At 63.3% G+C, this 12,439-nt stretch carries 15 protein-coding genes; 10 read left to right on the top strand and 5 right to left on the bottom strand.

Annotated elements, in window-relative coordinates; genetic code table 11:
• The first annotated feature begins 48 nt into the window (after nucleotides 1-48).
• From P4U43_RS05040 to P4U43_RS05030, 3 genes are all read left to right on the top strand, one after another.
• Nucleotides 49-1,128, top strand: coding sequence for a 3-deoxy-7-phosphoheptulonate synthase (locus tag P4U43_RS05040; protein ID WP_277357738.1), 1,080 nt, complete (start codon nucleotides 49-51; stop codon nucleotides 1,126-1,128).
• A gap of 154 nt (nucleotides 1,129-1,282) precedes the next feature.
• On the top strand, nucleotides 1,283-1,495 hold the full coding sequence (locus P4U43_RS05035; protein ID WP_056543520.1) for a helix-turn-helix domain-containing protein: 213 nt from the start codon (nucleotides 1,283-1,285) through the stop codon (nucleotides 1,493-1,495).
• Nucleotides 1,496-1,692: 197 nt separating this feature from the next.
• Entirely contained in the window at nucleotides 1,693-1,791 is a 99-nt protein-coding gene (locus P4U43_RS05030) for a 30S ribosomal protein bS22 (RefSeq protein WP_003792170.1), read from the top strand.
• A gap of 48 nt (nucleotides 1,792-1,839) precedes the next feature.
• On the opposite strand, the gene P4U43_RS05025 is transcribed toward P4U43_RS05030, so the two are convergent.
• Complete coding sequence (locus P4U43_RS05025; RefSeq protein ID WP_082565809.1) at nucleotides 1,840-2,682, bottom strand: HAD family hydrolase; 843 nt, start codon at nucleotides 2,680-2,682, stop codon at nucleotides 1,840-1,842.
• 133 nt (nucleotides 2,683-2,815) lie between these two features.
• Here P4U43_RS05025 and P4U43_RS05020 point away from each other — a divergent pair, with 133 nt between their 5' ends.
• Together P4U43_RS05020 and P4U43_RS05015 are read left to right on the top strand one after the other, a co-directional pair.
• A complete protein-coding gene (locus P4U43_RS05020) occupies nucleotides 2,816-3,085 on the top strand; it encodes a glutaredoxin family protein (RefSeq protein WP_277357737.1) in 270 nt (89 codons plus the stop codon).
• Between the two features lie 142 nt (nucleotides 3,086-3,227).
• Nucleotides 3,228-3,938, top strand: coding sequence for a redox-sensing transcriptional repressor Rex (locus P4U43_RS05015; protein ID WP_277357736.1), 711 nt, complete (start codon nucleotides 3,228-3,230; stop codon nucleotides 3,936-3,938).
• A gap of 25 nt (nucleotides 3,939-3,963) precedes the next feature.
• Here the strand turns inward: P4U43_RS05015 and P4U43_RS05010 are convergent, their stop codons facing one another.
• Together P4U43_RS05010 and P4U43_RS05005 are read right to left on the bottom strand one after the other, a co-directional pair.
• Nucleotides 3,964-4,632: a hypothetical protein gene (locus P4U43_RS05010; protein ID WP_277357735.1), complete on the bottom strand. Its 669-nt coding sequence runs from the start codon at nucleotides 4,630-4,632 to the stop codon at nucleotides 3,964-3,966.
• Between the two features lie 113 nt (nucleotides 4,633-4,745).
• The gene (locus P4U43_RS05005) at nucleotides 4,746-5,297 is read right to left on the bottom strand and encodes a YceI family protein (protein ID WP_277357734.1); all 552 of its coding nucleotides are present in this window, start codon (nucleotides 5,295-5,297) and stop codon (nucleotides 4,746-4,748) included.
• 202 nt (nucleotides 5,298-5,499) lie between these two features.
• Between P4U43_RS05005 and P4U43_RS05000 the strand changes: the two genes are divergently transcribed.
• The 5 genes from P4U43_RS05000 (at nucleotide 5,500) to ccsB (ending at nucleotide 10,378) form a co-directional block, all read left to right on the top strand.
• The gene (locus P4U43_RS05000; RefSeq protein ID WP_277357733.1) at nucleotides 5,500-6,165 is read left to right on the top strand and encodes a histidine phosphatase family protein; all 666 of its coding nucleotides are present in this window, start codon (nucleotides 5,500-5,502) and stop codon (nucleotides 6,163-6,165) included.
• Nucleotides 6,166-6,251: 86 nt separating this feature from the next.
• Nucleotides 6,252-6,824 carry a TlpA family protein disulfide reductase gene (locus tag P4U43_RS04995; RefSeq protein ID WP_277357786.1) on the top strand — a complete coding sequence of 191 codons (573 nt, stop codon included), beginning with the start codon at nucleotides 6,252-6,254 and terminating at the stop codon, nucleotides 6,822-6,824.
• 35 nt (nucleotides 6,825-6,859) lie between these two features.
• Nucleotides 6,860-7,627, top strand: a complete 768-nt coding sequence (locus tag P4U43_RS04990) for a cytochrome c biogenesis CcdA family protein (RefSeq protein ID WP_056546421.1) — start codon at nucleotides 6,860-6,862, stop codon at nucleotides 7,625-7,627.
• Nucleotides 7,628-7,658: 31 nt separating this feature from the next.
• Nucleotides 7,659-9,347 (top strand): cytochrome c biogenesis protein ResB, encoded by a 1,689-nt coding sequence (gene resB, locus P4U43_RS04985; protein ID WP_277357732.1) that lies wholly within the window; start codon nucleotides 7,659-7,661, stop codon nucleotides 9,345-9,347.
• Nucleotides 9,347-10,378: a c-type cytochrome biogenesis protein CcsB gene (ccsB, locus tag P4U43_RS04980; RefSeq protein ID WP_277357731.1), complete on the top strand. Its 1,032-nt coding sequence runs from the start codon at nucleotides 9,347-9,349 to the stop codon at nucleotides 10,376-10,378. The genes resB and ccsB overlap by 1 nt, the downstream gene beginning before the upstream one ends.
• Nucleotides 10,379-10,398: 20 nt before the next feature.
• On the opposite strand, the gene P4U43_RS04975 is transcribed toward ccsB, so the two are convergent.
• A complete protein-coding gene (locus tag P4U43_RS04975; protein WP_277357730.1) occupies nucleotides 10,399-11,043 on the bottom strand; it encodes a response regulator in 645 nt (214 codons plus the stop codon).
• Nucleotides 11,036-12,331, bottom strand: a complete 1,296-nt coding sequence (locus tag P4U43_RS04970; protein ID WP_277357729.1) for a sensor histidine kinase — start codon at nucleotides 12,329-12,331, stop codon at nucleotides 11,036-11,038. The genes P4U43_RS04975 and P4U43_RS04970 overlap by 8 nt, the downstream gene beginning before the upstream one ends.
• Nucleotides 12,332-12,439 lie beyond the last annotated feature (108 nt).

The following is a 12,439-nucleotide window of genomic DNA, read 5'->3' as shown; positions in this document are numbered from 1 at the left end:
GTTCTGTAGGACAGCCCCGCCGGAGAACCACCTTCGAAAGCCGGGACCATGAAAACCCTTACTTCAGCCTCTTCCAATCTCAACGTCCGCAGCATTGATCCGCTGCCCACGCCCGCCGCAGTTCTCGCTGAACTTCCTGTCAGTTCCGAGGTTGCAGCATCAATCCGCCGCTCGCGCGAAGAAATCCGGGCAGTCCTCAATGGCGTGGATGATCGCCTGCTCGTCATCGTCGGTCCCTGCTCAATCCATGACCCCGACGCCGGTATCGAGTACGCGCGCATGCTGGCTGACGCCGCGCAGATGCACCGCGAAGATTTGCTGGTGGTTATGCGGGCATACTTCGAAAAGCCCCGCACCACGGTGGGTTGGAAAGGGTTGATCAATGACCCGCACCTGGATGGGAGCCATGATATTGCCGCCGGCCTGCGAACGGCCCGTAGGTTCCTTCAAGAGGTTGCCGCCCTGGGACTTCCACTTGGCACCGAGTTCCTCGAGCCGATCAGCCCGCAATACATTGCGGACCTGATCAGCTGGGGTGCAATCGGCGCCCGGACCACCGAGAGCCAGATCCACCGCCAGCTGTCCTCCGGCCTGTCCATGCCCGTGGGGTTCAAGAACGGAACCGACGGTGGCGTCAGGGTGGCACTCGACGCCTGCGCTGCCGCAGGTGCACCGCAGACCTTCCTGGGGGTCGATGAGGGCGGACGCGCAGCCCTCGTCTCGACCACCGGAAACCCGGACACCCATTTGATCCTTCGCGGCGGATCCGACGGCCCGAACTACAGCCCCGCCCACATTGCGCACGCCTCTGCCGCGCTTGCTGCGGCAGGTCAGAACCAGCGCCTCATCGTGGATGCCAGCCATGCGAATAGTGGCAAGGACCATCGGCGGCAGGCGGACGTCGCCCGGGAACTTGCGGATGCAATATCCGGTTCCGGCACCATAGCCGGCGTCATGCTGGAAAGTTTCCTCGTAGAGGGCGCGCAGAAACTTGATGTGACAGCTGGAGGCAGACTTGCCTACGGCCAGAGCGTGACCGACGCCTGCATGGGCTGGGGTGTTACGGCATCGGTGCTTGGCGATCTCGCGAGAGGTTCGCGCCGGCGTCGTCAGGGTGGCGTTTCGTGACCTTGGCGTGCTTTCACTTTGATCACAGGAACCACTAGAGTATCTCCCTAGACGGATAATCCTCAGGTCTCAAGGCGACACGCCGTCCGGCGTTCCATCAAGTGCGGTGGGCGCGCCTCTCAGGGTTAGCTCCAGAGAAAAGGACAGTGGTGAGATGGCGAGCGGCAGCAACTTCTCCGACGTGCGCTTCCTGACAGTTGCGGAAGTTGCCGAAGTGATGCGGGTATCGAAGATGACCGTATACCGGCTGGTGCACTCAGGGGACATGCCGGCGGTTCAGTTCGGGCGTTCCTACCGGGTGCCCGAATCCGCTGTGCAACAGTATCTGCGCTCCGCATCCGTGGAGGGTGAGTCGGGTACAGGCTAGGGTCGCGGATGGTGCCGGTCAGGAAGACCGGTCTGAGCGGGTACTCTGTTAAGAAGCGTTTTGCGTAGACGGTCGTATGTGCGGCCGCATGATGTACGTCACCGCGATGTGCGTCTTTTGTCAGATTCGAACGCCCCTGCCGCAGTTCATGCGGTAGAGGTTGTCCGGAACCGGAATGAATAGTTTGTGAGGACTCTATGGGTTCAGTAATCAAGAAGCGCCGCAAGCGGATGGCGAAGAAGAAGCACCGCAAACTGCTTCGCAAGACCCGCCACCAGCGCCGCAACAAGAAGTAGCATCGCATCCGGTCCGCCAGTGAGGCGGACCGGTTTTGCATTTAAGGACTAGCCTCTCATGCGGGTGAAGCCGCGCCACAGGCCGTAGATGGCACCGGCTCCCGTTGCCGCCTTGAGCCCCAATGTTGCCGCACGGCGGCCGCTTCGAAAATCATAGATTGGCCAGTTGGAGTCACGTGCGTGCTTGCGAAGGCGATGGTCAGGGTTGATAGCGACCGGGTGGCCAACAATGCTGAGCAGTGGCACATCGTTGTAGGAATCGCTGTACGCCCAGCAGCGGGACAGGTCCAGGCCCTCTTTCCCGGCAAGTTCGTTGACGGCCGTGGCCTTTGCCGGCCCGTGGAGGAACTCACCCACGAGCTTGCCTGTGTAGAAGCCCTCAGAGACCTCTCCCACAGTGCCGAGTGCACCCGTGAGCCCAAGCCGGTTGGCGATCACGCTGGCCACTTCGACGGGAGTGCCCGTGACCAACCAGACGCGGCGCCCGTTGCGGAGGTGCTGTTCCGCGAGGGCACGCGCTCCCGGCCAGATCTTCGACGCGATCATTTCGTCATAGACTTCTTCGCCAAGGGCCAGCACATCTTCATGCGCAATGCCGATAGCGAAGGCAAGAGCGGCATCACGGACAGCATGGATGTCGGTCATGTTCTCGCCGCGCATCACGAAGCGCAGCTGTTTCCAGGCCAGCCCTGCGGCAAAACGAAGCGTGAAAGCCCGCCGCTGGTACATCTTGCGCGCCACATGGAAGAGACTGGCGCCGCGCATCATCGTGTTGTCGACGTCGAAAAATGCTGCTTCCCCGGCCGGTCCGCCCAGCGGAGAAGATTCGGCAGGCACAGTCTCCGTGGAAGACCCGGGCTCGACTGCGGGTCGGAGGCTGGCTGCAGACATAGCACGAGTCTAATCACTGGTTGGCGTTCAGCGTGTCCGCGGACACCCACAGCAACCAGCCGATTTTTCACGCTTCGAGGGCGTTCCGTAATGGCGACCTGCACGGAGCCCGCGGCCAGTAAGCTTGTGGACCATGACTCAGCAGACCCAACCGCCTGTCGCGGAATGGAGCACGGGCCTCGTGTTGGTGACGAGGCCGGACTGCCACCTCTGTCACGCCGCCCGGGAGACAGTGAGCCGCGTGGCTGCCGAACTGGGCGTGCTTTGGCGGGAAGAGTCGATTGCCGATCACGCCGATCTGCTGGAACGATTCTCGGAAGAGGTGCCGGTTCTGCTTCTCGACGGGGTCCAGCGGGACTTCTGGACAATCGACGAAGCGCGCCTGCGCAGGCTACTCACCTGAGCCGTTGTGCTCAGCGCCCTCCTGACTTTGAGGGCTTCCATCAGGGACCTAAAGTGGGACTATCCCGCCGTCATCCTCCGGCGGGCGGGCGGAGCAGTTCAGGCCGCCGGCGAACAAATAACGGAGAGATGAACCAGTGACCATGTCGGAGCTTCCCGGATTACGGTCCGCCGCGAGCGATCAGCAGGGCAGGCAAATTCCGCCTGCATCGCTCGCCCGCCTGACCATTTATCTGCGCGCCCTCAACTCCCTTCTGGCGGAGGGGATTGAACGAGTGTCTTCGGAGGAACTGGCAGACGCGGCGGGCGTGAATTCGCCCATGCTCCGCAAGGACCTCTCCTACCTGGGTTCCTACGGCACGCGGGGTGTCGGCTACGACGTCCAGTACCTGAACAGCCAGATCTCCACAGCCCTGGGACTGACTCAGGACTGGCGGGTAGCCATCGTCGGAGCCGGAAACCTCGGGCGTGCGCTCGCCGGGTACTCGGGGTTCCAGTCGCGGGGCTTCGAGGTGGTCGCGCTGTTCGACGCAGATCAGATGATCGTCGGTACGGAGGTCGGCTGGCTGCGCGTCAGCCCAGTGGAGGATCTGGCAACCGTGCTTCACAGGACGCGCGCCAATATGGCTGTTCTCGCGGTACCAGCGGGCGTTGCACAGCAGTTGTGCGATGAACTTGTTGCGGCCGGGGTGACAAGCATCCTAAGTTTCGCGCCGGTAGTGCTGCAGGTTCCTGACCGGGTGCAGCTGCGCAAGGTGGACATGGCCACGGAGCTGCAGATCCTCGCTTACCACGCACAGCGGGCGCAGGATCCGGATCTTGATGCCGGTTCCAGCGCCCGCGCGGCCCAGTAGGGCCGGTCCAGCAAGCTTCTGCGCGCTAGTGCGTGATTTGCTGCCGCTTGAAGTAGGCGTTGGACGGCTTGAGCCAGCACAGCACAACTCCGGCGACGCCAAGCAGCACCACGAGCACGTTCAGCGCGATGGAGAATCCGCTTGGCTGCAGGCTTTCCCCACCCAGCTGCGCCTGGACTTCAGCGTTGCCCTGCAGCGCGGCGAGCGTCACCCAACTCATGATCATGAGCAGAACCGAAATACCCGCAAGAACAGTGGCGGTTATGCGTGCCCAGTTGTGTCCCTTGCGGATGAAGACGGCCAGCAGTACGTATACGCCGGTGGTAAGGATGCCGACAACGATCCCGATGCCGACACCGATTGCAGCCGCTCCCGCCGGCCCACCCGTGGTGCCTGATCCCATCAGGGTGGTGATGAAGTTGAGAACCCCAGCGGCGATGATCAGCCAAAAAGCCAGATTGACTTCCTTGGGGAGGGGCGGCCGCGCCTGTTCCGGCATGCGGGCTGCACTCGGGTAGGCATACCCTGCGGGCTGGGCCGACTGGTAGGAGTATGGAGATGCAGGTTTCTGCGGTTCGGGGGAGAGGCCCGCACCGGAGTTCTGTGTTGGTCCGGGCTCATTGGGATTGAGTGACTCAGTTCCGGAGAGCTGGTGCGGATCGCGTTCTGAAGGATCGTGTGATGGCGTACTCATGCGCTCAGCGTACCGCCGTCAAGCTTTCGCCGTCGGGCTTTCAGGACAGAAAAAACGAGGGGGCGTGCCGGAAAGCCGGCACGCCCCCTCGAAGGGATTCGTGAGCAAAGAGCCTAGTTGGCCGAGGGTGCCACGAAAGCGGCGTCAAGGTTGATGGTCACCTTGTCGCCCACCAAAACACCGCCGGCCTCAAGAGCTGCGTTCCAGGTCAGGCCGAATTCCTTGCGGGAGATGACCGTTTGGCCGGAGAATCCAGCGCGGGTGGCACCGAAGGGGTCAACAGCAACACCGTTGAACTCGGTATCGATGGAAACTTCCTTGGTGATCCCGCGGATGGTCAGGTCGCCGATCAGCTTGTAGGTCTCGCCGGCGCCTTCGACCCGCTTGGACACGAAAGTCATCTCGGGGAACTGCTCAGCGTCGAAGAAGTCGCCGCCGCGAACGTGGGCGTCGCGGTTCTCATCGTTCGAGTTGAAGGATTCGGTCTTGATGGTTGCGGTGACCTGCGAATCCTCGAGTGAGGATCCAACCTGCAGGGTGGCGTCGACGGTGTCGAAGTTCCCGCGTACCTTGCTGATCCCGGCGTGGCGGACGCTGAAGCCCACTTCGCTGTGCGAGCCGTCGAAGTTCCAGGTGCCCTGAGTGAGTCCGGTGGGGATAGCCATGATGTTTCTCCTGATCTGTCGTGCTTTGGGTTGGTGTGCGGCCGAGGCGACCGAACGAGCGTGTACCTCTAATAAACATGCATTTGCATCTTTTATTCCAGAGATTGCTTCAATCTTCAAATATTTTTCTCTACCGCCTCTTCCGACAACCAGTCGCCGGCCGATTTAGCCCTCTGGCGCGAGGGATGCGAAACTTGATGACATGCCCTCAGCCACCGTTCACCTCGTGCGCCACGGCGAAGTCCACAACCCGGACGGGATCCTCTATGGCCGCCTGCCCGAGTTCCATCTGTCAGAGCTCGGTCGTGAGATGGCCGAGCGGGTTGCGGGCTACTTTGCGGAGCGCAGGAACGACGGCGCCGACATCGTGCATCTCGTCGCCTCACCCCTCACGCGCGCACAGGAGACCGCTGAACCGACAGCTCGTGAGCTCGGCCTCACCGTTGTAACCGATGAGCGCATCATCGAGGCGGAGAACCGGTTCGAGGGGATGGCGCAGGTCGCCCAGCAGATCAAGCACCCCCGGCACTGGAAGTCCCTGCGAAACCCGTTCACTCCATCCTGGGGTGAGCCGTACAGTGCCCAGGTTGAGCGCGTCATGTCCGCTGTCCATGATGCGCGGCGCGCGGCGTTGGAAGCTTCCGGCGGCAAGGACGCCGAGGCGATCATGGTCAGCCATCAGCTGCCCATCTGGGTTGCGCGGCTGGCAGCCGAGAACCGGCGGTTGTGGCATGATCCGCGCCAGCGTAAATGCACGTTGAGCTCCGTAACCTCCCTCTATTTCGACGGCGACCAGCTCACTGGCGTGCGGTATGAGGAGCCCTGTGCTGATCTATTGCCGCGCGCGAAGAACATCCCGGGAGCGTAATACAATTACTACACGTTGTAGAACTCGTGGAAGCCGTTGTGACTCAAACTGAAGCCGCCCCGCGCCGCCGGCCAGGCCGCGCACTGATGTGCCTTGCCGCGTCGGCGATTGCCGCCGTCGTTGTCCTTTCTGGCTGTGCTGCACAGGACCCGCTGGCCCAGCAAGCGGCCGAGGGCAGCAACAAGAATTACATTGCCGGCGACGGTTCCGTCACCGAGTACGCCGTTGCCGAACGCGGTGAACCCGTCCAGATCGAGGGGACCCTCTACAACGGCGAAACTGTTTCCTCATCCGCGTGGCCAGGAGAGGTGACGGTACTGAACTTCTGGTACGCAGCGTGCGCACCCTGCCGGGAAGAGGCTCCGGACCTCGTTGCGCTGCATGAGGAGTACCAGTCGGAGGATGTGCAGTTCTACGGCGTCAACATCAGGGACAGCAAGGAGAACGCCGAGGCCTTCGAGCGCAACTTCGGCATTCCCTACCCCAGCTTCAACGATTCCGACGGCGGGGTCCTCCTGGCGATGACCAGCCACGTCCCGCCGCAGGCTGTGCCGACAACTCTCGTGCTTGACAAGGAGGGCCGCGTTTCGGCCCGCATACTGGGCCTGGCCGACAAGGGAACCCTCAGCGCACTCATTGACTCCGCGCTGGCCGAGTAGTGGCTGTGTCCGCTTCCCTCCCACTCGGTGCCGCTATGGCCCTCGCGCCGGCCGGGAATGCCTTTGCCGATACGGTCCTGAACGGTTCAATGCTCCTTGCTCTGCCAGTGGCGCTGCTCGCAGGCCTGGTGTCCTTCGTATCACCGTGTGTGCTGCCCCTGGTGCCCGGGTACCTCGGCTACGTCAGCGGACTCACCGGTGTGGATCTGGAGCAGCAGAAGCGTGGACGGATGGTCGCGGGAATCGGGCTGTTCGTCGTCGGGTTCTCCGCAGTGTTCATGGCGTACGGAGCGCTTTTCGGTCAGCTGGGAGCCTGGCTGGCAGGCTCGCAGGAGTGGCTGATCCGGATCTTCGGGCTCGTGGTGATTGTGCTCGGCATCGTCTTCATGGGCGGATTCTCCTGGTTCCAACAGGACCGGAAGCTCCACGCCCGCGTACCGAGCGGCCTCTGGGGTGCGCCGCTGCTGGGCCTCACCTTCGGTCTTGGCTGGGCGCCCTGCATCGGGCCCACGCTCTCAGCCGTGCAACTGCTGGCTTTCTCCAACGACGGCGCCAGTGCCGCCAAAGGCGCGCTCCTCACCTTCGTGTACTGCCTGGGCCTGGGACTGCCCTTCCTGCTGATCGCGCTCGGACTGCGGCGGGGGATGGGAGCCATGAAATTCTTCCGACGCCACCGGCTGCTGCTGCAGCGAACCGGCGGCGGAATGTTGATACTGGTCGGCGTGCTCATGGCGTCCGGTGTCTGGAACCTGTGGATCAACGAGCTTCAGCAGTGGCTCGGCGGCGTGACGTTACCGATCTGAACAACTGATGGCTAAACCAAAGGAAGACTCCATGGCAACGAAGGAGCGAGAAGACGGCGTCGCGCTGCCCGCTCTTGGATTCCTCGGCACCGTGCGCTGGATGTGGACTCAGCTGACGAGTATGCGTACAGCCCTCTTCCTGCTGCTCCTGCTGGCGGTCGCCGCCGTGCCCGGTTCGCTCTTCCCGCAACGCCCGGCAAACCCGGCAGTCGTCACCCAGTACATTCAGGACAATCCGGAGACCGGACCCATTCTGGACTGGTTCCAGTTGTTCGATGTCTACTCGTCCGTCTGGTTCTCAGCGATCTACCTGCTCCTGTTCATCTCACTGATCGGGTGCGTCATCCCGCGCGCGATGGTCCACGGCCGTGCCTGGCGGTCGAAGCCGCCCCGGACTCCGAGCAGGCTCTCGCGGATGCCCGCTCACGGGACATTCGTCCTGCCGGCCGCGCAACAGTCCCAGCCCAGCGGCCAGGGAGGGGAGCGGCCCGTCTCGGCGGGTGCCGCCGTCGTCGACGCCGCAGCTGTGCTGAAGAAGCGCGGCTACCGGGTGGATGTGCGAGATGAAAACAGTGCGCGGCCCTCCGTCGGCGCAGAGCGGGGATTCCTGAAGGAGCTCGGGAACCTGGTGTTCCACGTGTCCCTCATCGGCGTGCTCATTTCCGTTGCCGTGGGTGGGCTGTTCGGATACCGGGGGCAGAAGATCCTGATCGAGGGTGAGACCTTCGTGAACACGCTGGTGGGTTATGACTCCTTCACGCCGGGCACCAACTTCTCCGAAGACAACCTGGATCCGTATTCGATCACGCTCGAGGACTTCGAGGTGCAGTTTGACCGGCAGCTCACGCATTACGGCCAGCCCATCGACTTCACCGCCACCATGACCACCAGGACCGCTCCGGGGGCTGAACCGGAAGAGCAGATCCTGAAGGTCAATGAACCGCTGACCATCGGCGGCACCAGCGTGTACCTGGTAGGCAATGGCTACGCCCCCGTCATTACGGTGCGTGACGGCGAGGGCAACATTGCGCACCAGGGACCTGTTGTGTCCATTCCACAGGACGGACTCTTCACCTCCCTCATCGTGCTGAAAGTACCGGACGCACAGCCGAACCAGCTCGGTTTTGTCGGGTTCTTCCTGCCCACCGCAGCAGTAGACGAGAACGGCGTCTCCTTCTCCCGCGACCCGGACCCGTTCCTTCCGCAGCTGAACCTCAACTCCTACTACGGTGATCTCGGACTCGACGACGGAAATCCGCAGAACGTCTACGTTCTGGACACGGACACCCTGACCGAGCTGAACAGCCGGAACAGCGAGGCGGGCGGCATTGTGCTCGACGCCGGGGAAACGTTCGAACTGCCCGATGGCAAGGGCTCCATCACCTTCGACGGGCTGCGCCGCTATGCAGCCCTGGACATCACGCATGACCCGGCTGAGCTGGGCGCCCTGGTGTTTTCCTCGCTTGCGCTTGCCGGGCTCAGCGCGTCCCTGTTCATCGGCCGACGCAGGGTCTGGATTGCCACCGGCACACGCACTGACGGCAGCATCACGGTCGAGTACGGCTTGCTGGCGCGCGGTGAAGACCACCGTCTGGCGGGCGAAGGGGCAGCGATCGAAAAACTGCTCCGGCAACGCTGGCTGGCAGACAGCACAGAAGACGACGAGAATGAGACAGCGCACGCGGGGGCGTCAGCGCCCGGAAGCGGTAAGGACAACTGATGCAGAACATAAACCAGACCCTGGGACAGTACAGCGAGCTCTTCATGCTGCTCGCTGCCCTGGCGTACACAGTGGGATTCCTCGCGTTCACCTGGGACCTCGTCAAGAGCAGCCGGCGAATCCGCGAGATTGAAGCCGGTCTCGCGGAATCCGCCAAGGACCGGGAACTGGTGCTTGCTGGCGCCGTGGCCGGAGGCAAGCGCGGAAAGGCATCCGCTGACGGCGCTCCAACGGGCTCCACCGCCGACGACGCCATGGACTATCAGGGAGAGCGACGCTCCGCCGCCCGCATCGCCGTCGCGCTCACCATCGTTGCTGCGGTGATCCATGCAGTAGCTGTTGTCACCCGCGGCGTTGCCGCTGGCCGCGTGCCGTGGGGCAATATGTACGAGTTCTGCACCACCGGCGGGCTGGTGGTCGCCGTCGTCTTCCTGTTGGTGCTCACCCGCAAGGACCTGCGCTTCCTCGGAACCTTCGTGATTGGCCTCGTGGTAGTCATGCTGTGCGCAGCCACCATTGGATTTCCGACGCCGGTGGCTAACCTGGTGCCTGCGCTGCAGAGCTACTGGCTCATCATCCACGTGTCCGTGGCCGTTGCTGCCTCCGCCCTTTTCACCCTGACCTTCGCGATGTCCGTACTTCAGCTGATCCAGGCCAGCCGGGTTGCACGTCTCGCCTCCGGCGGTGAAGACCGGCTGCCGTTCATGCGGCTGGTTCCCTCCGCGCTGAGCCTGGAGAATCTCTCCTACCGGATCAACGCGATCGCGTTCGTGCTGTGGACCTTCACCCTCATGGCGGGCGCAATCTGGGCGGAGAAGGCCTGGGGCCGGTACTGGGGCTGGGACACCAAGGAAGTCTGGACCTTTGTGATCTGGGTGGTCTACGCCGGTTACCTCCACGCCCGGGCAACCCGTGGCTGGACCGGGACAAGGGCGGCCTGGCTCTCGATTGTCGGCTACCTGTGCATCGTCTTCAACTTCACGATCGTCAACATCTACTTCTCGGGACTGCACAGCTACGCCGGAGTCTGATCCAACGCGAAGTTAAGCCTTCAGCTCCTGATGATGCGTTGCTGCCTCGCCGTTGATATGGCGGCGGTGCGGTTGTCCACGCCGAGCTTGTCGTAGATATGGACCAGATGCGTCTTCACGGTTGCCTCGCTGATGAACAGCTCTTTGGCAATACGCCGGTTCGGCATGCCGGTGGCAAGGAGTTCCAACAGCTGGATCTCGCGGGCGCTCAGGGACGTCGTCGGGCTTGAGATGCGGCCCATCAGACGCGCGGCTACTTCCGGTGCGAGCGCTGTCTGTCCGCGGGCCGCGGACTGCACCGCTCGACGGATTTCTTCCGGCGGAGCGTCTTTCAGCAGATATCCGCCGGCTCCGGCCTCCACAGCAGCGATGATGTCCGCGTCGGTGTCATAAGTGGTCAGGATCAGCACCTGCGGCGGGTCAGCCAGCGCGCGGATGCTCCGCGTCGCCGTGACTCCGTCCATGCCTTCGCCCATCTGGAGGTCCATGAGGACAACATCCACCGGGTGACCGAGGGCCGCGCGTTTTTGTACTTCTGCCAGGGCGGCAGCGCCGTCAGCCACATCTCCGGCCACGAAGACGCCGTCGAAGTCGTTGAGCATTGCCCTCAGGCCGGCCCGGACAACCGGATGGTCGTCCACCAGAAGTACGCGGATCTCAGTCATCCGCTGTCCCGTCATCAAACGGCAGCAGGGGCAAACGGATGCCGACGACGGTGCCCTCACCTGCCTCGGATTCGATGTCAAGAACTCCGCCCAAGGCGCTGATCCGCTCCCGCAGGGCCCTCAGCCCGAATCCGGTTCCATCTGTCCGCTTCATCGCAGACTCAAGTGCACCATCCACATTGAACCCCCTGCCGTTGTCGTAGATATCGAGCGTTACCTCTGAGCCCACGAAGGTGAGCGTGACGACGGCGGTGCCCGCCCCTGAGTGCTGCAGGGCGTTGGACAGAGCCGATTGCGCGGCACGCAGGAGAGCAACCTCGTACGGAGCCGGCATCCGGACGGGTGTGCCGTCAATCTCAAACCGGCAACGCAGGCTGGTGCCCTGGGCTGCTGCCTGCTGTTCGACGCTTGCGCAGGTTCTGCGCAGGCTGCCGACGAGGAATTCGGGATCACCTTCAGCCGCACTCAACCCGCGCACAAAGCGGCGCGCGTCCGCAAGATTGTCGGACGCCGCCTGCTGCACCGTGCGAATGCGTTCCCGCGTCGTATCCGTTGCCCCGGCTTCGAGTGAGGCTTCGGCTGCACGTGAGATGAGGACAATGCTGGACAGGCCCTGCGCCAGCGTGTCATGGATTTCCCGGGCCAGACGCTCCCGTTCAGTGAGCACTCCGGCCTGGTGCTGCGTCCGTGCAAGCTCGGAACGGGTGCGCCGGAGCTCCTCGAGCGCCTGCCGCTGGTTGACGCCCTCCAGGTAGAGGCTCTGGTAGACGATCGTCATGACTACCGCGAAGACCGCACCGAACGTCGGACCGAGGATCATCGGCGCCTGGAGCTCTCCCTCGCGGCTCCACTGGGCCGCAATGACGACGCCGGTCAGGAGGACGATCGCAACCACTGCATGCCTGGTGCTGAGCAGGTGCAGGTGCAGGAAGAAGAGGGCGAATGCCAGCCAGGAGAAGTCGGCACTGAGCACCATGAGGACAATCCAGAGCCCGGTGACTCCGGCCAGCCAGAACCGGGCGTAGCGGGTTCCATGCGACGACGACGGCGGCACCACCTGCCGCTTGGCGGCCCGCTTCTCGCTGATGGTTCCGGCCAGGTACAGTCCGCCGAGGCACAGGGAGAAGAGAAGAACCGGATACACGACTGCCGGGCCGGGTTCGGAACTTGCGGTCGCCGCCACTCCCACCAGAAGCAGTGCCAGGAAACCGGCGTGAAGGGTGATCCGGAGCATCCGCAGGACGGTTGGAGCGGCCATGTATCCGGCCGTGCTCGCGGGGTCTCGCATACAGCAACCCTAGCCGCGCCGGGCGACAGCGACATCAACCGAATGGTTGACCGACGATTGCGGAGGCCGGCGCCCACTGCCCGCGGAGTGTTTACCGCACAATGGCGG

This window comes from Arthrobacter vasquezii (assembly GCF_029455255.1).
GTDB classification, from domain to species: domain Bacteria; phylum Actinomycetota; class Actinomycetes; order Actinomycetales; family Micrococcaceae; genus Arthrobacter_D; species Arthrobacter_D parietis.
The sequence above is the reverse complement of the archived record's forward strand: the minus strand, read 5'-3'. Positions and strand labels throughout refer to the sequence as shown.